This window comes from Geobacillus sp. GHH01 (genome assembly GCF_000336445.1).
In the GTDB taxonomy this organism is placed as follows: domain Bacteria; phylum Bacillota; class Bacilli; order Bacillales; family Anoxybacillaceae; genus Geobacillus; species Geobacillus zalihae.
Genome location: NC_020210.1, coordinates 2,915,025 through 2,934,334 on the forward strand (window position 1 = coordinate 2,915,025; position 19,310 = coordinate 2,934,334).

The following is a 19,310-nucleotide window of genomic DNA, read 5'->3' on the forward strand; positions in this document are numbered from 1 at the left end:
GTCCTCATGCCCCTCGGGTGCTCCGGGGCGTTCGCTGACATTCCGACAACGCCCGTCTTCAAGGCGGGCGATCGCAAAATTTCGCCGCCTGAAATGGAAATGCCGCAACGAAAAAAGCGTCGCCCGCTTTGGGGGGATCAGCACGAAAACGGCCAAAGAATCCCGCAGTCTGGAGCCGTGTGAAGTGTCAAGTCCGGTAAATGACCATGGCGGAAAAACAGTAGATTTGCTCGCCTTCCGATTCCATCGCCGCCACGCTGTACTTGACATCGATCAACTGTCCGTCTTTCAATCGGGCTAAAAAATCATTGACCGCCGCTTCCAAATCTTTTTCATGCTCTTTATCAAACACTTTCACTTTGTACATCGCCATTCCCCCGTTTTCTTTTTCCTTTTCCACGCATTTAGGGAAAATCCTGCCCACAAAAGGCGTCACGCGCCCCCGAACAGCGGGACGCGTGACGTCAGAAACTTCATTCGTCTTAATACACTCCAACCGCATTGAACGCCTGTTTCACCGAGTTGACTTCTTGGCTTGTCGACCCGTACAAATCAGCGGCCGCTTGCACGCAGGCGGCGCGCAGCTGGCTGAAGTTCGACGTCGGCGTCAAATAGTAGACAAGCGCCCGGTAGAAAATTTTCCCCATTTTGTCGCGGCCGATGCCGGTGACGCTCACGCCGTAATGGACGCCGCCTTGGCTGAGCAAGTACGCCGCTTTATTGATGATGCCGCTGTTCGTATGGACGCCGCCGTTGTCTTGCGTGCCGGTGTACCGTTTGGAATAATGATCCGGATCGCCGTATTTCGCCGGGTCGGACATCGAGCGGAGCGCATCGCCGGCGATCCCAGGCGTGTAAATGTCTTCGCCGATCTCCCAGTCCGGGTTGCGGTTGGCGTAGAACTCCACGAGCGTGCCGAAAATATCGGACATCGCTTCATTGATGGCGCCGGATTCGTTTTGGTAAACAAGCCCGGCCGTATAATCCGTCACCGCATGGGTCAACTCATGCCCAACGACGTCAATGCCGCCGGAAAACGGCAAAAACGTCTGTCCGTCGCCATCGCCGTACACCATTTGCGAACCGTTCCAAAACGCGTTGTTGTAGCCACGGCCATAATGGACGGTCGAACGGATGGCGGCGTTGCTGCCGTCATAGCTCAGCCGGCCGTGCACATTTTTGTAGTAATCATACACGACGCCGGCGTAATAATGGGCGTCCACGGCCGCCGCGTCATAGCTGGCGAAAAATTGGTTGTCGCCATCGGCCCACAAGCTGCCGGGCAAAACGGTGCGGTTTCGTCCGTCATACGTAAAAATGCCGCTGCCGCGCGTATTGTCTTGCAAATAGTAGTAGCCGTAATACGAGGAATACGTCGTATTGATATATTTCTGATCCCCCAACACACCGCGGCCCACGCCGACCGTCGACGCGCCGGCGACCGGCTGCCCGCCGCCCGGCTTCGCCTCGTCCATTTGGTTCCATTTGTTCAACACTTTTCCGTCCGCGGCATCGATCATGTAGATCCAGTTGCCTGGGACAGGGGTTAAAAAGCGGACATTGACTTCATAGGCGAGGCGCGGGGTCTCCCCATCCGGATAGATGACAAGCCGCGTTGGTTTTCCCTCTTCGGCCGCCGGCCGTTCTTTCGTCACCGCATCAGCCACATCTTGTTTCGCGATCATTTCCGCTTGTTGAACGGAAATAGCGGCTTCTGTTTTCAACGTTCGTTTGTCCAAATTCGGAATAAGCGCGCCCGACAAAGAGGACAATTCGCCATCGTTGACATGGGCAACGAGCACGGCGCCATACACTGGGATGCCGTGATAGCGCTGTTCAAAACGCATGACCGTATGGCCGAGTTCATCCACTTGTTTGCCAATCAAGCTCAGCCGTTCGCGGGCTTGTCCACCAAGCTGGAACGTATTCTTCTCTTGATCAAGATAACGGTAAACCAATTCTTCCGGAGCATCCTCGCCTTTTAACAGCGGACCAGAAACGAACGATGGCGTCTTCCACTGTTCGTTCCACACCATTGATCTTTCCTTCGCTGAAGCACCGAGCGGCCAAGCCATCAATCCAAACGCCAACCCAATCGCGCCAAGCATCGCCCGTTTGTTCATTCCCTTTACCCCTTCCTTATATTTTCAAATTATTTATTCTAATAAAAATTTTATTACAATATATTTTGATTGGGTATTGGGAAAATGATCGGGCGACATGCGGCCTGATCCGGCAGCCTATTTTCCGTTTTTCCCTCTTTGCAGCTTTCCGCCTGCGACAAAACGGCCAAAGTGAAACACGACTGACAGCGAAGCGGCCAAGCAAAAAAACGACTCATCCTTTTCGCTTGAGCCGACGGATTTCCACAGGACGTGCTTTGACGGACGAAACAAAAAAACCGACTCATCCCCCGCTTTCGCCCCATGGCGAAAACAGGAGACGGATCGGTTCGAAGAAGATCAACACAGACAGGCAAAGCGCCAATCCAGCCGCTTCTTTTATCGGGCGATCACCGTCGGCGGCGGATGCTCATCTTTAGCCGCTTCTTTCACCCCGATGCCTTGGCCAAAGGCTGAAGCGAGGCCAAGGACGGTGAGAACGATGATCACAACGACCCGCTTTTTCACGAGCTTCACCTCCTTTCAAACGCCTGTTTGCGCCCGCAAGAGAGCGCAACTTAATTGATAATATTGGGCCGCCTGCTTGTATTGGCGCCTCCGCATATAACAATCCGCCAAATATTCGGCATACAATGACGCGTCGTCATACTCCTTCTTTTTTTGGAAATAGGGAATCGCCTCCTGTTTGAGCAGCCGCTCCAACGGTTCATCTTCTTCGCTCAAAAGCAGCCGGTAAATGGAAAAATGCAAATAATACTCATAATGCTCGGACGCGCCGTTAGGGGCTTGTTCGAGCTGTTTCCACCCTTCCTCGACAGCCATCAACGCTTTGCGATAATGCTTGGCATCACAATGCACGCGCACGAGCGACAAAAGCGTGATGAGCCGGGAATCCAGCGGAGCGGCCTCTTTATAGATCAAACTGTTCTCATAATGTTGCACCGCCTCGCGGTATTGACGTTTCATTCCTTTCAAGTGGCCGAGATTGTGTTCCACAATCCCAAGAAGCCGTCGATCATCCACCATCCTCGCCGCCTTTTGGGCCAGCAGACAATGGTCAACCGCTTTATCGATCTCCCCGCAGCGCCGATGGCAAATCGCCAGCAGCACATGGCATTCGGCGCTCCGCCGCAAGTCGTATTCCGCCTGGCTGAGCGCCAGCGCGCGCTCGGCGTAATGAAGGCATTGAAACCATTTCCACAGACGGCTGCATGCAAGCGCCGACAAGTAAGCCAAATCGGCCTCCTCCCCGCTCGTTTTCCATTCTCCCTTCAACAACTCTTCTGCCTTTTGATAACAATGCAAGGCGTCGTCATATTTTTCTTGACAATAATATAAAAGCCCAAAAAACTTCCAATAATAATAGCGCATGTCATCACTCAACGACCCATACCAGTCCCGCACGCTTTGCGCCGCCGTTTCCGCCCCCTTTTTGTCGCCAAGAAGCAGCCAATACCGGATTCGCATCAGCTGAAAATAAATCATGGCTTCGGCATCCCCAGACTGCTCGCATCGTTCTTTGACCGTTTCATACAGTTCCCGCGCGGCAGGCACATCACGGTTCGTCATCGCCTTATACCACGACATCACCCATTCGAACCATGAAGGCATTGTTTCGTTTCCACCCGGCCGGATGTCCAGCCGCCGAAACAGCCATTCGAGCACCTCTTGGCTCGGTATGACTTGGTTATTCTCAATTTTCGATAAATAAGAAACCGAAATAATGCCTTCAGCCGTTTCTTCTTGGGTCAGGCCTTTCATCAAGCGGGCGAATTTCAAGCGGTCGCCGAGTTTCAACAGAGAGCTCCTCCTTCGAACAAGTGTCTGATTTTACCGAAAATTATATCCTTTCCTTTTTTTTCTTGCATCACACTTTGGTACTAAAACAAAATGGAAAAAGCGCCCCTAAAAGCTGGGACGCTTTTTCGCTCCTACCCCGCAAGCGGACCGGGGAAGCGCAAGCCGCCGACGCATGAAAAGGCCCGCGGCAGCCAGCCATTCCTCTGCCTCTTGACTGAACGGGGCCGTTCGGATGGATCCATTTCCCATCCGCTGACACGTTCCGTCGTTTTGGTCTCGACAAAAACGGGATCACTTGGATGACGGCCCGCCGCCATGCCCTGTTCTTTGAGCCGGAAGCGCTTATCGCTTCGGCACTGTTTCGCCTTCCCACTCGAGCATGCCGCCCGTCATGTTGCGGACGCGATAGCCAAGCTCTTGCAAGTAGCGGCAGACGTTTTCGCTCCGCCGTCCGGAGCGGCAGACGAAAATATATTCTTCGTTGCGGTCGAATTCCTCAAGCCGATCGGGGATGTCGCCCATTTTGATATGCTTCGCGCCGGGGATCATGCCGAGGGCGACTTCTTCGTCTTCGCGCACATCGACAATGTTCAGCTTTTCCCCGCGTTCGAGTTTTTCTTTCACTTCAGCCGGCGTGATTTCCTTGATCTCTTCCATGGCAGATCGACCCCTTTCGTTGGTGGATAGGGAGCGGGCCGAAGCCCGCCCTCATCATCAGTTGGCGACGATATTGACGAGCTTGCCGGGGACGGCGATCACTTTGCGCACGGTTTTGCCCTCAAGCTGCTCTTTGATTTTTTCATCGGCGAGCGCCCGCTCCTCGAGCGCTTCTTTTGGCAAGTCAACGGGCACGTGCAAGCGCGACCGCACTTTGCCGTTGATTTGCACGACGATTTCCACGACGTCCTCGACAAGCTTCGTTTCATCATACGTCGGCCACGGTTCATAGGCGATCGTGTCCGTGTGGCCAAGCTTTTGCCACAGCTCCTCGCCGATGTGCGGGCAGACCGGCGACAAGAGCTTGACGAAGCCTTCCATGTATTCTTTTTTCATTTGCTCCGCTTTGTACGCTTCGTTGATGAACACCATAAGCTGCGAAATGGCGGTGTTAAAGCGCAAGGATTCGTAGTCTTCCGTCACTTTTTTCACCGTTTGGTGATAGATGCGCTCGAGCGTATCGTTTGCCGGTTCGTCGACAATGTTCGGGTTCAGTTCGCCATTCTCGGTGACAAAGAGCCTCCAGACGCGGTCGAGGAAGCGCCGCGCCCCGTCAAGCCCTTTCGTCGACCAAGCGATCGACGCCTCAAGCGGCCCCATGAACATTTCATACAGCCGCAAGGTGTCGGCCCCATGGCTTTCGATGATGTCGTCCGGGTTGACGACATTGCCTTTTGATTTGCTCATTTTTTCGTTGTTTTCGCCTAAAATCATCCCTTGGTTGAACAGCTTTTGGAACGGTTCTTTCGTCGGCACGATGCCAAGGTCATAGAGAAACTTATGCCAGAAGCGGGCATAAAGCAAATGCAAAACCGCGTGCTCCGCCCCGCCGATGTAAACATCGACCGGCAGCCACTTTTTCAGCTTTTCCGGATCGGCGAGCTGCTTGTCGTTGTGCGGGTCGATGTAGCGCAAATAATACCAGCAGCTTCCAGCCCATTGCGGCATCGTGTTCGTTTCGCGCCGCCCTTTTTTCCCGGTTTTCGGGTCGACAACATTGACCCATTCTTCGATGTTGGCCAGCGGCGACTCGCCCGTTCCCGACGGACGGATTTCATCCGTTTTCGGCAACACAAGCGGCAATTCCTCTTCCGGCACCGGCGTCATCGTGCCGTCTTCCCAATGGATGATCGGAATCGGCTCGCCCCAGTAGCGCTGGCGGCTGAACAGCCAGTCGCGCAGCCGGTACGACACTTTTTTCCGCCCTTTGCCGTGCTCCTCAAGCCAGGCGATCATTTTGTCGATCGCTTCCTGCTTGTTCAACCCGTTCAAAAACTCGGAGTTGATATGCTCGCCATCTCCGGTGTACGGTTCTTTTTCGATATCGCCGCCGGCGACGACTTCTTTCATCGGCAAGTGGAATTTTTTCGCAAACTCGTAGTCGCGCTCATCGTGCGCCGGCACGGCCATGATCGCTCCGGTGCCGTAGCTCATCAAGACGTAGTCAGCGATCCAAATCGGAAGCCGATCGCCGGTGACCGGGTGAATGGCGTACGCGCCGGTGAACACGCCCGTTTTTTCTTTCGCCAAATCGGTGCGCTCAAGGTCGCTTTTGCTTTGAATTTCCTTTAAGTAGGCGTCAACGGCTGGCTTTTGCTCCGGCGTCGTGATTTTTTCAACGAGCGGATGCTCCGGCGCCAAGACGGTGTACGTCGCGCCAAACAGCGTATCCGGACGCGTCGTGAACACGGTGAATGTTTCGTCATGGCCGTCGACGGCGAACTCGATTTCCGCTCCTTCCGAACGGCCAATCCAGTTGCGCTGCATCTCCTTAATGCTTTCCGGCCAGTCGAGCTCTTCCAAATCTTCAAGCAAGCGGTCGGCATAGGCGGTGATTTTCAGCATCCATTGCCGCATCGGCTTGCGGATGACCGGATGCCCGCCGCGCTCGCTCCGGCCGTTGATCACCTCTTCGTTCGCCAGCACCGTGCCGAGCGCCGGGCACCAGTTGACCGGCACTTCATCCATGTAGGCGAGCCCTTTTTCATACAGCTTCAAGAAAATCCATTGCGTCCATTTGTAATAGTTCGGGTCGGTCGTATTGATCTCCCGGTCCCAGTCGTACGAAAAGCCAAGCGATTTGATTTGCCGGCGGAAATTGTCGATGTTTTTTTGCGTAAACTCCGCCGGGTCGTTGCCGGTATCGAGCGCATATTGCTCGGCCGGCAGCCCGAACGCGTCCCAGCCCATCGGGTGAAGGACGTTGTACCCTTGCATCCGCTTCATGCGCGCCAAAATATCGGTCGCCGTATATCCTTCCGGATGGCCGACGTGCAAGCCGGCGCCGGATGGATACGGGAACATGTCGAGAACGTAAAACTTCGGCTTGTCATCATCATCGGACGTGCGGAACGTTTTGTTTTTCTCCCAATAGTCCTGCCATTTTTGTTCAATTTCGCGGTGGTTGAAGCTCATCGCAGCACTCCTCCTATCAAGTTCTACTTGCATCATTGACGAAAATATGTACAAAAAAACCCCCCCATCCCCACAGCAAAGGGACGAGAGGCGCGCTTCCCGCGGTACCACCCTTTTTGGCGCGCCAAACGGCGCACCCGCTTTCTTCCTTAACGCGGATGGACGGCCGGCGCTGTCGATGACCGTTCACGCCGGCAACTCCGAGGCGAGTTCACGAGCCGACTTCGGTTGACTCGCACCATCCGTCAACTCTCTGCCGTCCGTCGGGCCCGCTACTGCTCCTCTTCACCGTTATTCGCCTTATTCGCACGTCAACTACCCCCACTTCGCTAACGCTTGAAGTGGGGGCTTGCAACTCCCCAGAAGTGCAAACGGACTTCGTCCTCCTTCCTTGACTTGGGGTTGCATCAGGGGGCAGGTTGACGACTACCCAACGACGCAGGTCATGCCTGCATCGTTACCGATTCTCTCGGTGTGTCTGTTGGCAGTACTTGGCTTCCACACACAACAGACAGACCTACGCTCATGTTTTACGGTTGCAACGTTTCCTGCAACCAACTCCATCCATCGAGCAGCCGTTATTGGAGTGCCTTTATTTAACAGTTTTCTCCACGTCTTTATTCTATCATACACAAAAGAAAGGGGGAACGCACATTCCTCTCCCACTTACTCCCTTTGGTCGTTGAAGTGGGAGTCTCCTGCGCGAAATAGGATGAATCGAGCGATGAGTGGACAGAATGACAAATTTATTATTATTTTAAAAAATTTGTCGATCAATTGCAAGCCGAAATCTATACGGAAGCCGCGGTTTTTTCATCCGCGTTCTCCGTCCGCTTCGGGAGCCGACGATCATGCAAAAGCGCGGCCAGCACCGCCAATAAGGCAAACAATGCTAACATCATGATGAGCAGTTTCATTCCAAACAGATCGGCGACCGAGCCGCCGATGACCGGTCCGATCATCCGTCCGGCCGTGGCCGTCCCGTTGACGATTCCTTGGTAAAACCCGGCTTTCCCCGGGGGCGCCCATTCGTTCACCGCGGCCGGAATCGCCGGCCAGACGATCATCTCGGCGATCGTGAGCACCATCATGGACGCGGCAAACTCTGCAAACGAATGCGCCCCCAACAGCATGGCAAACGAAACGGCGAAAATAAAAAAACCGATCACGATTTGCCGCTTCAACGTCGGCATGAAGCGGCGGATGACCGCTGACAACAGCGGCTGGGCCAAGACGATCAACGCCCCGTTGATCGTCCAAAGCAAGCTGTACTGCCCGACTGGTATCCCGAGCTCGCGTGTATAGGCGGCGATCGTCGTCGACCATTGGACATAGCTCAACCAACACAGTCCATAGCCGGCGCAAAGGAGGGCAAGCGCCCAGCCCGCGGAGCGGGATGGCGCTCTTTCCGCTTCTCCGGATCGTTTCTTTCTCGGCGGCGGCAAGAGCGGAACGCGGCGCAGCCCGGCCACAACCGTAAACAAAAACGCGGCATACAACAAAAGATTGGCGAAAAAAACGAGCGAGAACGAATATGAAGCGACAAGCCCGCCAAGCGCCGACCCGACGGCGACGCCGATGTTTTGCGCGACATACAAGGCGTTGAACGCCCGCCGCCCCCCTTCCGGCCAAATCGCCCCGGCGTACGCCGACGCCGCCGGAAAGACGACGCCGCTGCCAACGCCGACAAACGCCAAAAACACCGCATAATGCGGCCAACCGTGCCAAACGCTTAAGCCGCCGAGCGCGGCCATCGTCAACACCGCTCCGGCCAACAAAACGCGAAACCCGCCGATCCGGTCAAACAAAAAGCCGCCGGCCAAGCTGCCGATGACGCTTCCCCCAGAGTTGAGCATGAGCACGACACCAGCGACAGCGAGCGGCTGGCCGAGCTGTTCGTGCAAATAGATCGTGTTTAGCGGCCATAGAAACGACGCCCCTGTCACATTGAGCGCCATGCCGACAAGCAGCCACCAAAGAGCGCGGGGCATCGGTCATCATCCTTTTCTGGTTTTTATTTTGAGTTCCGAAATAATTGTAGGGGAAAACAGGAAAAAATGCAATCAAAAAGGCGGAGCGTTCCGATGCGTCCGCCACTTTTTTGCCAAACTAACTCCCCACGGAAACAATGGCTTTTGAAGCGGGGCTCCTGCGCGAAAAGAAGAACAAGACGGAGCGGCTTCCGCCCCTTTGGCTTGTCGTCACCCGTTCCGCTGCTTGGAGCGGATCGGTTGGCCGCCCGTTTCCTCGTATTGCTTTTTCGCCAGCTTCACCGGGTCAAAGTCTTGACCAAGCTCCAAATCGTTATTGTTTTGGCCGTTGCGTGTTTTTTGTTCCGGATTCGTTTGTTTCAAGCGTCGCTTCATGTCGTGTTCCTCCTCGTTTCAGCGGTCAAGCAAAATCATGTCGTTTTGCAATTGCTCCAGTTGGAGCCGCATCCGATGCAGCTGCTCGCGCTGCTGGGCGTTGCAGCTTCGGGCCAAGTGCGCCAAATCGATGACCGTCTGCTCGAGCATCTGCTGGGCGTTGGTGTATTCGGTGATGTTGTAATGCTCCTGCTTTTGCGCTTCTGTATATTGCTCTTTCGCGTAGCGGATCACATCTTCACACCGCTGCAAAAATTCCTCAACGGATTGTCTTGTCGCCATGCGCTCACCTCGTTTCGTGATATTCCCTCATGTTTACTATGCGCCGCATAGGCCGGCCGTATCACGCCAATGATTGGCAGCGATCGATTTTCCATGAAGTTTTTGTTACAATGCCGACGTGGGGATCTTCGTTCAGCTCAATCAGGCCGATGTCGGTCAGCTCAAGGTTTTCTGTCACGTCGGCGCAGAGGATGGCGAGGCTTTAGAGGACTGGTGAAAAACGACCGATTTCGCCGAACCCGCTGTTTTCGGCTGAAAGAGAAGCGTTGATGTTACAGGACTTCCCCATTTGAGAAGAAAGTCCGTTTTCCGCGACTTTTCACTAAATCACCAGTCTTTTAGGGAAAAACGATGGCATCCGGCATCTTTGGCGCAGCGACACGCCTGCCAACGTAAACGATGAAACGATCACAAGGAGGGGCCAACCGATGGCTTTGATGAACATTTTGCCGTTTGCCCGCTTTTTGCTTGATCAAGCGGTCAACGAAGGCGACATCGCCGTCGACGCGACCGTCGGCAACGGGCACGACACCGTGTATTTGGCCGAACGCGTCGGGGAGACAGGCCATGTGTTCGGCTTTGACATTCAGCCTGAGGCCATCACCGCCGCTTCCGCCCGCCTCGCGGAACATGGGCTATGCGGGCGGGCGACGTTGTTCGAGCGAAGCCATAGTGAACTGCTTGAGGCGCTTCCCGCCGATGTACACGGGCGCATCGCCGGCGCGGTGTTCAACCTCGGCTATTTGCCGGGCGGCAATAAGCAAATCGTCACCCAGCCGGAATCGACGATCGAAGCGGTCCGCCAGTTGCTTTCCGTCATGAAGCCGGGCGGCGTCATCGTTCTTGTCGTCTACCACGGCCATCCGGAAGGAAAGCGCGAACGCGACGCGCTCCTTGATTACGTCCGTTCTCTTGATCAACGGCGCGTCCATGCCTTGAAATACGAATTCATCAATCGGCAAAACAACCCGCCGTTTTTGCTCGCGCTCGAGAATCGGGCGGATGGGGGCGCCTGATTCCGTCCGATCCGCCGACGAACCACTGCTCTTGCCAATACAAGCAAACGGCCGCCCTTATGAAAAGGACAGCCGTTTTTGCCGCTCCTGCCAAAAGCGGTATGCTTTTCCGTTCCAATAGAAAAACTGCGACGCCGCCCCGCCGGCGCGGACGAGCCGGCGCGCCAGCCGGCGCAGCCCGCGCTGCTTTTTCACCTTGGCATCCGACAAATACAACCCAAGAAGCCCTCGGTGAATAAGGCGGTGAAACTCGCCGTGCGGAAGGGCGCCGACATGGCGGTCGGCCTCTTCGATGAAATGGCAAAGCCGCTCAAGCATCACCGTTTCATTCGGATAGTAAAAGCAAAAGTTTAAATCGCCGCCGTCCCGGTCTTCCTCCTGGTCGATCAAATAGTCGAGCAAAATGTGCAGTCCTTGAATGTACGGAAAATAACCGTCGCGCACTTGTCTCGCCATCTCCGGCGGCAGCGATTCGCCAAACGCATAGGCGACGAGGCAGAAAATGCCGAGCGTCGAACCGGAGCAGGCGGAAAACTCATACCATTCCATCGGCGGCAAGGCGTCTTTGTATTGCGCGAACCATTTCTCCAGCCGCGGCACCCGATCGCTCGCTTCGACATGTTTATGCACTTGCAAGTCGCAATAATATCCGGCCAATTCATGCAAAAATGGGGCGATCGTCTCATAATGGCGCACCGTCTCGAGCACCTCTTGGCACGTGCGGACGAGCGCCGGCAAATAGCCGCCGTCTTCCTGTTCGCGGCGATGGCGGTAATAGTTCGACGGCTCCGCGCCGATCGTCAAAGCGTCCGGCATCGAATCGTGCAAGGCGCGAAAGTCGAGCGGATCGAGCGAGGTGCTGCGGTCGCACAAATTATCCAAATAATCGCTGATCGTCTGGTAAGCCACGATAAAGCGGATGCAATCCTCCATGTTTTCTCCGGCCAAGAGCGCCAAAATGGAGCCGCCTTCGCAATGGAACGTTTTCGAAGCGATGCTCGCCAAGGCCTGGCGCCGCAATTCCGGGTCGGGAATGCGCTCGGCCTGGCGCCGCCAATAGGCAAGCTCGCGGTGGACAAGCGGAAGCACGTCACGATACACCATTTTCATCAAGGCGATGGGGTTTTTCGGAATGTTCAATCGGCTCACCTCAGGTGCAAACACCATGGTCTCGTCTCCTAGCATTTCCATCTTATCAGCAACCAAAATCGTTTCGCGTCTGAACAGCCTGCGATCTCGTCTTCCAGTATTGCCATCAATGCGGCCGGGGCAAACCATAAAAGGGTTGGCGATGGAATGAAAAAACCGCTCAACAACGGTTCTTCTCACGTTGAGAAGCTTTGTGAAATCGGATCTTCTTTCCCGATCCCAACCACTCATCGGGCGAAACGAAACGTTTTTCACCAATCCCGATCAGGCGCGCTCACTTTCGTTGGCGATTTGGACGCAGCGTTGTACAATACATGGTGAACGATCGATTTTGCAGCAGAAAGGAACGAACGCCCATGATTTACCCATACAAAGGCAAAACGCCGCAAATTGCCGCCTCCGCCTTTATCGCCGACTATGTGACGATCACCGGCGATGTCGTGATCGGCGAAGAGACGAGCATTTGGTTCAATACCGTCATTCGCGGCGATGTGGCGCCAACGGTGATTGGCAACCGGGTCAATATTCAAGATAACTCAATTTTGCATCAAAGTCCAAACAATCCGCTTATCATTGAAGACGGTGTAACAGTCGGCCATCAAGTCATTTTGCACAGCGCCATCGTTCGCAAAAACGCGCTCATCGGCATGGGCTCGATCATTTTGGACCGCGCGGAAATCGGGGAAGGCGCGTTTATCGGCGCCGGCAGTTTAGTGCCGCCGGGCAAAAAAATTCCGCCCAACACGCTCGCCCTCGGCCGGCCGGCGAAAGTCGTCCGCGAACTGACGGAAGACGACATCCGTGAAATGGAGCGCATACGCCGCGAATATGTCGAGAAAGGGCAGTATTACAAAGCGCTGCAGCAACAGCGGACATCGTGCGCCAACAAAAAAGAGCTGCCGTGATCAGGCAGCTCTTTTTCTTTCATCACTTGTCCGCCAACGCCAGCGCTTGTTCTTTCAACAAGGCGGCTTTGTCGGTGCGCTCCCACGGCAGGTCGATGTCCGTACGCCCAAAATGGCCGTAAGCAGCCGTCTGTTTGTAAATCGGGCGGCGAAGGTCGAGCATTTTGATGATGCCCGCCGGGCGGAGATCGAAGTTGTTGCGCACGACCTCAATCAAAATGTCTTCCGATACTTTGCCGGTGCCGAACGTATCGATCGAAATCGAAACTGGGCGGGCGACGCCGATCGCGTAGGCAAGCTGCACTTCGCATTTGTCGGCCAGTCCTGCCGCGACGATGTTTTTCGCGACATAGCGGGCCGCATACGCCGCCGAGCGGTCGACTTTCGTCGGATCTTTGCCCGAGAACGCGCCGCCGCCGTGGCGGGCGTAGCCGCCGTACGTATCGACGATGATTTTGCGCCCCGTCAACCCAGCATCCCCTTGCGGACCGCCGATGACAAACCGTCCTGTCGGGTTGATGAAATATTTCGTGTTCTCATCAAGCAGCTCTGCGGGCACGACCGGCTTGATGACCTGTTCTTTAATGTCGCGCTCGATTTGCTCTTGCGTAATTTCCGGATGGTGCTGCGCGGAAACGACGATCGTATCGACGCGCACCGGTTTGCCGTTTTCATCGTATTCGATCGTCACTTGCGTTTTCCCGTCCGGCCGCAAGTACGGCAAGACATCCGTTTTGCGCACTTCCGCCAATCGGCGCGCCAAGCGGTGCGCAAGCGAAATCGGCAACGGCATCAATTCTTCCGTCTCATTGCAGGCGAACCCAAACATCAATCCTTGGTCGCCGGCGCCAATCGCTTCAATTTCCTCGTCAGTCATCTGACCTTCGCGCGCCTCAAGCGCCCGGTTCACCCCCATCGCAATGTCCGGCGATTGTTCGTCAATCGACGTCAGCACCGCGCACGTATCGGCGTCAAATCCGTATTTGGCGCGCGTGTAGCCGATCTCCCGGACCGTATCGCGGACGATGCGCGGAATGTCCACGTATGTTGATGTCGTGATTTCCCCGCTCACGAGCACCAGCCCGGTCGTGACGCTCGTTTCGCAGGCGACGCGGGCGTTCGGATCTTTTTCCAAAATGGCATCCAAAATGGCGTCAGAAATTTGGTCGCAAATTTTATCCGGATGTCCTTCCGTCACAGACTCTGAAGTAAACAAGCGGCGTTTGGCTGACATTCGGTTTGTTTCCTCCTCTTGGCATAATGTGGCGACACGGAACTCATTTCCCTTTTTCCCTTCGCAATATAAAAAACCTTTCCTGTAACGGCTGAGGAAAGGTCATGGCAATCGTATTGCTTCCTTTCACTCTTATCGTTCAAGGACTGCGCCTTGCCACAGGTTAGCACCATTTCACACATGTACAGTTGTGACGGTTGCTGGGCTTCATCGGGCCTGTCCCTCCACCGGCTCGGGATAAGAGTATCCGTTCAATGACTTATCTTATCGCAATGGAATCGGCAAAGTCAACTATCAAAATTCATTTTTTATCATTTCCAGCCGAGAAAATTCTTTCCTCAAGGAAATCGACACATTGGGCAAAATAAAGTTTGAAAAACCCACACAATTAGTATGGACTATTAATAAAAATGTGTTATACTATTTTCAAGAGTGATTTCAAAAAGAAGGCAGGTTTTGAATATGGGGATCGCAAACATGACGAATAAGCTTGATGTATTGCTGCAAAAACCGTACGTGCATCATCAACTGTCCGTCGCCGAGCTCGTCGAGAAAGTCCTGCAGCGGAACGAAGGACGGCTGACGCACACCGGAGCCGTCGCGGTCACGACCGGCAAGTACACAGGGCGGTCGCCGAAAGACAAATACATCGTCGAAGAACCGTCAACGAAGCAAACGATCGACTGGGGAGCGGTCAACCAGCCGATGTCTCCGGAGACGTTTGATAAACTGTACGACAAAGTGCTCGACTATTTAATGAAGAAAGATGAACTGTTCGTGTTTAAAGGCTTTGCCGGCGCCGATCCGAAATACCGGCTGCCGATTCAAGTCGTCAACGAATTCGCCTGGCACAACTTGTTCGTCCATCAGCTGTTCATTCGGCCGAACGCCGAAGAGCTCGCCGTGCATGAGCCGCAATTCACCGTCATTTGCGCGCCGAACTTTAAAGCCGACCCGAAAGTCGACGGCACGCGCTCGGAAGCGTTCATCATCATCTCGTTTGAACGGCGCACCGTGTTGATCGGCGGCACCGAGTATGCCGGCGAAATGAAAAAATCGATTTTCTCGGTGATGAACTATTTGCTGCCGGAACAAGGCATCCTGCCGATGCACTGCTCGGCCAACGTCGGCCAGGAAGGCGACGTCGCCCTCTTTTTCGGCTTGTCGGGAACGGGAAAAACGACGCTCTCGACCGACCCGAACCGCCGCTTGATCGGCGATGATGAACACGGCTGGTCAAGCCGCGGTATTTTCAACATCGAAGGCGGCTGCTATGCGAAATGCATCAACCTATCGCGCGAGAAAGAGCCGCAAATTTTTGACGCCATCGGCTTCGGCGCGGTGCTCGAAAACGTCGTCCTCGATGACGCGACGCGGGTGCCGAATTACGACGACGGCACGCTGACGGAAAACACGCGCGCCGCCTACCCGCTTCAGGCGATCCAAAACATCATCGACCCGAGCGTCGCCGGCCATCCGTCCACGATCGTGTTTTTGACGGCTGATGCGTTCGGCGTCCTGCCGCCGATCAGCAAGCTGACGCGCGAACAAGCGATGTACCATTTCTTAAGCGGCTACACAAGCAAGCTCGCCGGCACCGAACGCGGCGTCACCGAACCGGAAGCAACGTTCTCAACGTGCTTTGGCGCACCGTTTTTGCCGCGCCCGGCCGTCGAATACGCGGAAATGCTCGGGCAAAAAATCGCCGAACACAACGTCCGCGTCTTTTTGGTCAACACCGGTTGGACAGGGGGGGCGTACGGCGTCGGCAGCCGCATGAAGCTCGCCTACACCCGGGCGATGGTGCAAGCCGCCGTCGAAGGGGAGCTCGACAACGTCGAAACAGTCAAAGATCCGATTTTCGGCCTCGCCATCCCAACCCGCGTCCCCGGCGTGCCGGATGACGTCCTGCAGCCGCAAAACACATGGGCCGACAAACAAGCATACGAACAAAAAGCAAAAGAGCTGGCGCAAAAATTCCGCGCCAACTTCCAAAAATTCGCCCACATCGATCCGTCCATCGAAAAACTCGGCGGACCGCTCGTGTAACAAGAACACGGCCGGACAGGGTATTCCCTGTCCGGCTGTTTTTTATTTCTTTCCGTTGCTTTGGGCCTCCCATTTCGCCTCCTTCCCACGAAAATCGGGAGGATTTTTTCATTCCGATGCCGAACAAATCCTTGACAAACAAGGGAAGTTGTGGTAATAAAAAATAGACTCTGCACAAGAATAAGGGGGAGGCTTCCATTGCTTCAGTATATCCATTCGCCTTTAGGAAATTGTTGAAAATCCATCCGCTTTCCTTCGCCCCCTTGCTTGGGGGCGCGACAAAGAGCGCGTTTTATCAAAAACTGAAGAGCTGGCTTTTGGTTCGTGTTTACGATTCCATCACCAATCGTTTCGATGATCAAAGAGAGGATTGAGGAGGAGAAATCACGGGAACTATTTTGTGAGCTCCCTCTGTAAATGATCACTTTATTTCAGAACAAAGCAAAGGAATCAGTCTTGCTTCATCATATGGCAGAGTGCAAACCGAAGGATTGTTTGCGCTCCTGCCTTTTCAACATTAGAATCAAAACGCCAATCGGGACGATGAACGTCACCGACAAATTCTGTCAATAGACTTTACCCTCGATGGCCGTAAGGTTCGAACGCATAAAATGATTGTCGTCGATCCCCCGGGGTTTTGGCACGATTGGGGGTCGACGACAATGCGAAGGCGGGTTTACTTCTTCAGCTGTTCAATCTTTTCCGCCGGCAACCCGGTCAGCTCGTGGATCGTGTCGACATCGTACCCTTTCGCCAACATTTTCTTCGCGATGTCGATTTTCCCTTCCTCGATCCCTTTTTGGCGTCCCTGTTCAATCCCTTGCTTCATCCCTTGCTTTATTCCTTGTTTCAACCCTTGTTCGATTCCTTGTTTGACTCCTTGTTGAATGCCTTTCTCGATTCCCCGCTGTTCGTATGAGATGATGAGCTCCATCACTTGTTTCGCTTCCTTCGTCTCCATTTGGCTCACCTCGTTTCGCAGTTGGATTTCCTCCGCTTCGGACAACCGCAAATACGTTTCAAAAAACCCAAACAACAGCCGCTGCTTCGCCTCATCGAGCTCGAGGCGGACTAGGATGCGCAAAAACTCCTTTTTCACTTCCACCTTCTCGCTTTCATTATACCCCATTTTGCTTAACAAGGCGGCGGCAACCGGATTGTCACGGCGGATGTACTCGCGCCACGGCAGTTTGCGCAGTTCCACCGTCAGAAAGCGGAAGTCAAGAACCGTCAAAAATGGAAATTGAATCATCAATGAGGAAGGTTCGTCGTGGCGTTCGTCGTAGCTGAAAATGGCGATCGGGAGGATGCGGCGGCGGTGTTTTTGAAACAAGCGGCTGAAGTAGAGGAACATTCGCTCGGGGAACGTCCGCTGCTTATAGCTTTGATGTTCGACGTGAACGATGACGAGCCCGTCCTCCCCTCTTACCTTTGTTTCGACCAACAAGTCGACGCGGTGCTTTTCCCCAGCTGTCACGTCGGTGAACAGCTCTTCGGAGAGAAAGGAAAGATGATGGACGTCGATGTGCTCGTACACGTCAGGAAAGAAAAGAAGCAAAAAGTCTTCGAAAAACGTCGACAGCAGCTCCTTGAACAACCGGTCGTGATCGATTCGCTTTTTCGCCACGTTTTCCCTCCTTGCGGCATCGAATTCATCGTATGATATTCGCTCTCCGCGGCCAAACTCCTTCTCCTCCCCCCTACTTTTTTATGGTATGATCAAACGTCGCACAGGAAGTCCTCAAGCAAAGGCTATTTTTATGCTTGTCTGAATCGGCCTGACGCCACAAGTTAACTATAGACGGAAAAAACTTGAGCCAAGAGCGCAAACCGTTCTTCCGTTTGCGCTCCTGTCCGATGAACCCGTTCAGCTCTCATTCAGCCGCTTCGTGGTGTGCAGCCTCGTTCAATTCGTCGAATACAGGCTGACGAGCTCATACGTCACCGTCGTCCGGCTGTCTTTCCACTCAAGCTTTCTCACGACCGCAACGCCGCTCGCTTCGCTTTGCACCGTCCGGCGCACTTCAAGCGGCACGTCAAGCGGATACAAGCGGTATCCTTCTTTTTCCAACACAAACACATTTCCTTGAACGCGCTGTTCCTTTCCTTTTGTCACAATGACCGTCTGCAGCTCCATCGGCATGCCCATATGATTCCAACCTCCTTGGCACCCCATCGATTCGTTGGCGGCCGCGCCGCCACCCGAGCGGCGCGCGCAGCCGCCCCTCTAGTTGTATCGTATCACATTGTCAGCTGTTGTTTCATCCATTCCGTGAGCCTTTGCACCGTCTCGCGATTGGCTTGCGGCGGAAAATAGTGGGTGAACTCAGGGAAGTACCAAGCCGTGACCGGTTTGCCGAGCTGCTTCAGCCGCCGCTCAAGCCGATAGGCGTGCTCAATCGATACGTTCTCATCGCGCCCGCCGTGGATGATGAGCACCGGGGCTTGGAGCCGCTCGAGATAATAAAGCGGGGTTCGATGCCGGTAGCGCTCCGGGCATTTGTTCGGCGTCCCGCCGATGACGCGCTTCATCATTCGCCGCAAGTCAGGCCGCTCCCAATACGTAAGCTCCAGATCCGCCACCCCGCCCCAGACCGCCACCGAACAGACCCCCTCGGCCATTAGAGCGGCATGGAGCGCCATCGCCCCGCCGCGGGAGAAGCCGAACATGTGAACGCGCCCGGGATGGACGAGCGGATGGCGGCGAAGGAGATGAAACCCAGCGAGCGCGTCATAACGGTCGTCGCCGGCGAAATCTTCGTTTCCTTCTCCGCCCCCATTGCCGCGGTAAAGCGGAGCGAAGACGACAAACCCTTGCGAAGCGAATTGGACAAGGCGCGGCACTCGCACCTGCCCCACATTTTTAATCCCGCCGCGCAAATACAAGAAGCCGTCATACACCTTATTTTGTTTCGGCGCCGCTAAAAATCCTTTCACCTTCAGCCCTTGGGACATATAGGTGACAAAGAACACATCGATTCCCGGATGCGGCGACGGAAACCGGTATTGGTCGATGATGTCCCCGTCCATACGCCTGCCTCCTTCCTATGCGAAAACAGATGATGCGAACCACCCGTCATCATCCCCCAACGCCTTCTTTCATTAGGACAAGTGGGGATGTCCGACTGCCTCGCCGCTCTTGCATGCCTCCCCTTGGCCGAGCGTCATCTTGAAAAAGCCCTGGAGCGCGAGGAGCGTCCCGACCGCCGCCCGTTCTCGGCTGACCGCCCATTTTTTCTAGGCATTCACACATT

General features: G+C 54.7%; 17 protein-coding genes, 1 riboswitch and 1 other annotated feature. Of the genes, 3 read left to right on the forward strand and 14 right to left on the reverse strand.

The window, feature by feature from the left end; all coding sequences use genetic code 11:
* Positions 1 to 187: 187 nt before the first annotated feature.
* From GHH_RS14370 to GHH_RS14405, 9 genes are all read right to left on the reverse strand, one after another.
* Entirely contained in the window at positions 188 to 367 is a 180-nt protein-coding gene (locus GHH_RS14370) for a sporulation protein Cse60 (RefSeq protein WP_008880941.1), read from the reverse strand.
* A 115-nt stretch (positions 368 to 482) separates the two neighbouring features.
* Positions 483 to 2,123 carry a M4 family metallopeptidase gene (locus GHH_RS14375; RefSeq protein ID WP_015375654.1) on the reverse strand — a complete coding sequence of 547 codons (1,641 nt, stop codon included), beginning with the start codon at positions 2,121 to 2,123 and terminating at the stop codon, positions 483 to 485.
* A 378-nt stretch (positions 2,124 to 2,501) separates the two neighbouring features.
* On the reverse strand, positions 2,502 to 2,630 hold the full coding sequence (locus tag GHH_RS19660) for a hypothetical protein (protein WP_015375655.1): 129 nt from the start codon (positions 2,628 to 2,630) through the stop codon (positions 2,502 to 2,504).
* Between the two features lie 15 nt (positions 2,631 to 2,645).
* Positions 2,646 to 3,920 carry a helix-turn-helix transcriptional regulator gene (locus tag GHH_RS14380; RefSeq protein WP_014196588.1) on the reverse strand — a complete coding sequence of 425 codons (1,275 nt, stop codon included), beginning with the start codon at positions 3,918 to 3,920 and terminating at the stop codon, positions 2,646 to 2,648.
* 345 nt (positions 3,921 to 4,265) lie between these two features.
* A complete protein-coding gene (locus tag GHH_RS14385; RefSeq protein ID WP_013144427.1) occupies positions 4,266 to 4,580 on the reverse strand; it encodes a rhodanese-like domain-containing protein in 315 nt (104 codons plus the stop codon).
* 57 nt (positions 4,581 to 4,637) lie between these two features.
* The gene (leuS, locus tag GHH_RS14390) at positions 4,638 to 7,055 is read right to left on the reverse strand and encodes a leucine--tRNA ligase (RefSeq protein ID WP_015375656.1); all 2,418 of its coding nucleotides are present in this window, start codon (positions 7,053 to 7,055) and stop codon (positions 4,638 to 4,640) included.
* Positions 7,056 to 7,131: 76 nt separating this feature from the next.
* Positions 7,132 to 7,353 (reverse strand) — a binding site (T-box leader).
* A gap of 493 nt (positions 7,354 to 7,846) precedes the next feature.
* Positions 7,847 to 9,046 (reverse strand): MFS transporter, encoded by a 1,200-nt coding sequence (locus GHH_RS14395; RefSeq protein WP_015375657.1) that lies wholly within the window; start codon positions 9,044 to 9,046, stop codon positions 7,847 to 7,849.
* A gap of 210 nt (positions 9,047 to 9,256) precedes the next feature.
* On the reverse strand, positions 9,257 to 9,421 hold the full coding sequence (locus tag GHH_RS14400; protein ID WP_011232316.1) for a hypothetical protein: 165 nt from the start codon (positions 9,419 to 9,421) through the stop codon (positions 9,257 to 9,259).
* 18 nt (positions 9,422 to 9,439) lie between these two features.
* Positions 9,440 to 9,703 (reverse strand): YtzC family protein, encoded by a 264-nt coding sequence (locus tag GHH_RS14405; protein ID WP_011232317.1) that lies wholly within the window; start codon positions 9,701 to 9,703, stop codon positions 9,440 to 9,442.
* Positions 9,704 to 10,131: 428 nt separating this feature from the next.
* Between GHH_RS14405 and GHH_RS14410 the strand changes: the two genes are divergently transcribed.
* Entirely contained in the window at positions 10,132 to 10,719 is a 588-nt protein-coding gene (locus GHH_RS14410) for a class I SAM-dependent methyltransferase (RefSeq protein ID WP_014196591.1), read from the forward strand.
* 57 nt (positions 10,720 to 10,776) lie between these two features.
* On the opposite strand, the gene GHH_RS14415 is transcribed toward GHH_RS14410, so the two are convergent.
* Positions 10,777 to 11,886 carry a tetraprenyl-beta-curcumene synthase family protein gene (locus GHH_RS14415; RefSeq protein WP_015375658.1) on the reverse strand — a complete coding sequence of 370 codons (1,110 nt, stop codon included), beginning with the start codon at positions 11,884 to 11,886 and terminating at the stop codon, positions 10,777 to 10,779.
* A gap of 338 nt (positions 11,887 to 12,224) precedes the next feature.
* Here GHH_RS14415 and GHH_RS14420 point away from each other — a divergent pair, with 338 nt between their 5' ends.
* On the forward strand, positions 12,225 to 12,773 hold the full coding sequence (locus GHH_RS14420; RefSeq protein WP_013144421.1) for a gamma carbonic anhydrase family protein: 549 nt from the start codon (positions 12,225 to 12,227) through the stop codon (positions 12,771 to 12,773).
* 22 nt (positions 12,774 to 12,795) lie between these two features.
* Here GHH_RS14420 and metK read toward each other — a convergent pair whose 3' ends face one another.
* Positions 12,796 to 14,007, reverse strand: a complete 1,212-nt coding sequence (metK, locus tag GHH_RS14425; protein ID WP_014196594.1) for a methionine adenosyltransferase — start codon at positions 14,005 to 14,007, stop codon at positions 12,796 to 12,798.
* Between the two features lie 129 nt (positions 14,008 to 14,136).
* Positions 14,137 to 14,251, reverse strand: a riboswitch (SAM riboswitch).
* Positions 14,252 to 14,469: 218 nt separating this feature from the next.
* Between metK and pckA the strand changes: the two genes are divergently transcribed.
* Positions 14,470 to 16,056, forward strand: a complete 1,587-nt coding sequence (gene pckA, locus GHH_RS14430; RefSeq protein ID WP_015375659.1) for a phosphoenolpyruvate carboxykinase (ATP) — start codon at positions 14,470 to 14,472, stop codon at positions 16,054 to 16,056.
* 676 nt (positions 16,057 to 16,732) lie between these two features.
* On the opposite strand, the gene GHH_RS14435 is transcribed toward pckA, so the two are convergent.
* The 3 genes from GHH_RS14435 to GHH_RS14445 all read right to left on the reverse strand — a co-directional run bounded on the left by GHH_RS14435 (position 16,733) and on the right by GHH_RS14445 (position 19,086).
* A complete protein-coding gene (locus GHH_RS14435; protein WP_015375660.1) occupies positions 16,733 to 17,683 on the reverse strand; it encodes an Rpn family recombination-promoting nuclease/putative transposase in 951 nt (316 codons plus the stop codon).
* Between the two features lie 279 nt (positions 17,684 to 17,962).
* Entirely contained in the window at positions 17,963 to 18,205 is a 243-nt protein-coding gene (locus tag GHH_RS14440) for a DUF2584 domain-containing protein (RefSeq protein ID WP_015375661.1), read from the reverse strand.
* A gap of 92 nt (positions 18,206 to 18,297) precedes the next feature.
* On the reverse strand, positions 18,298 to 19,086 hold the full coding sequence (locus GHH_RS14445; RefSeq protein WP_015375662.1) for a S9 family peptidase: 789 nt from the start codon (positions 19,084 to 19,086) through the stop codon (positions 18,298 to 18,300).
* Positions 19,087 to 19,310 lie beyond the last annotated feature (224 nt).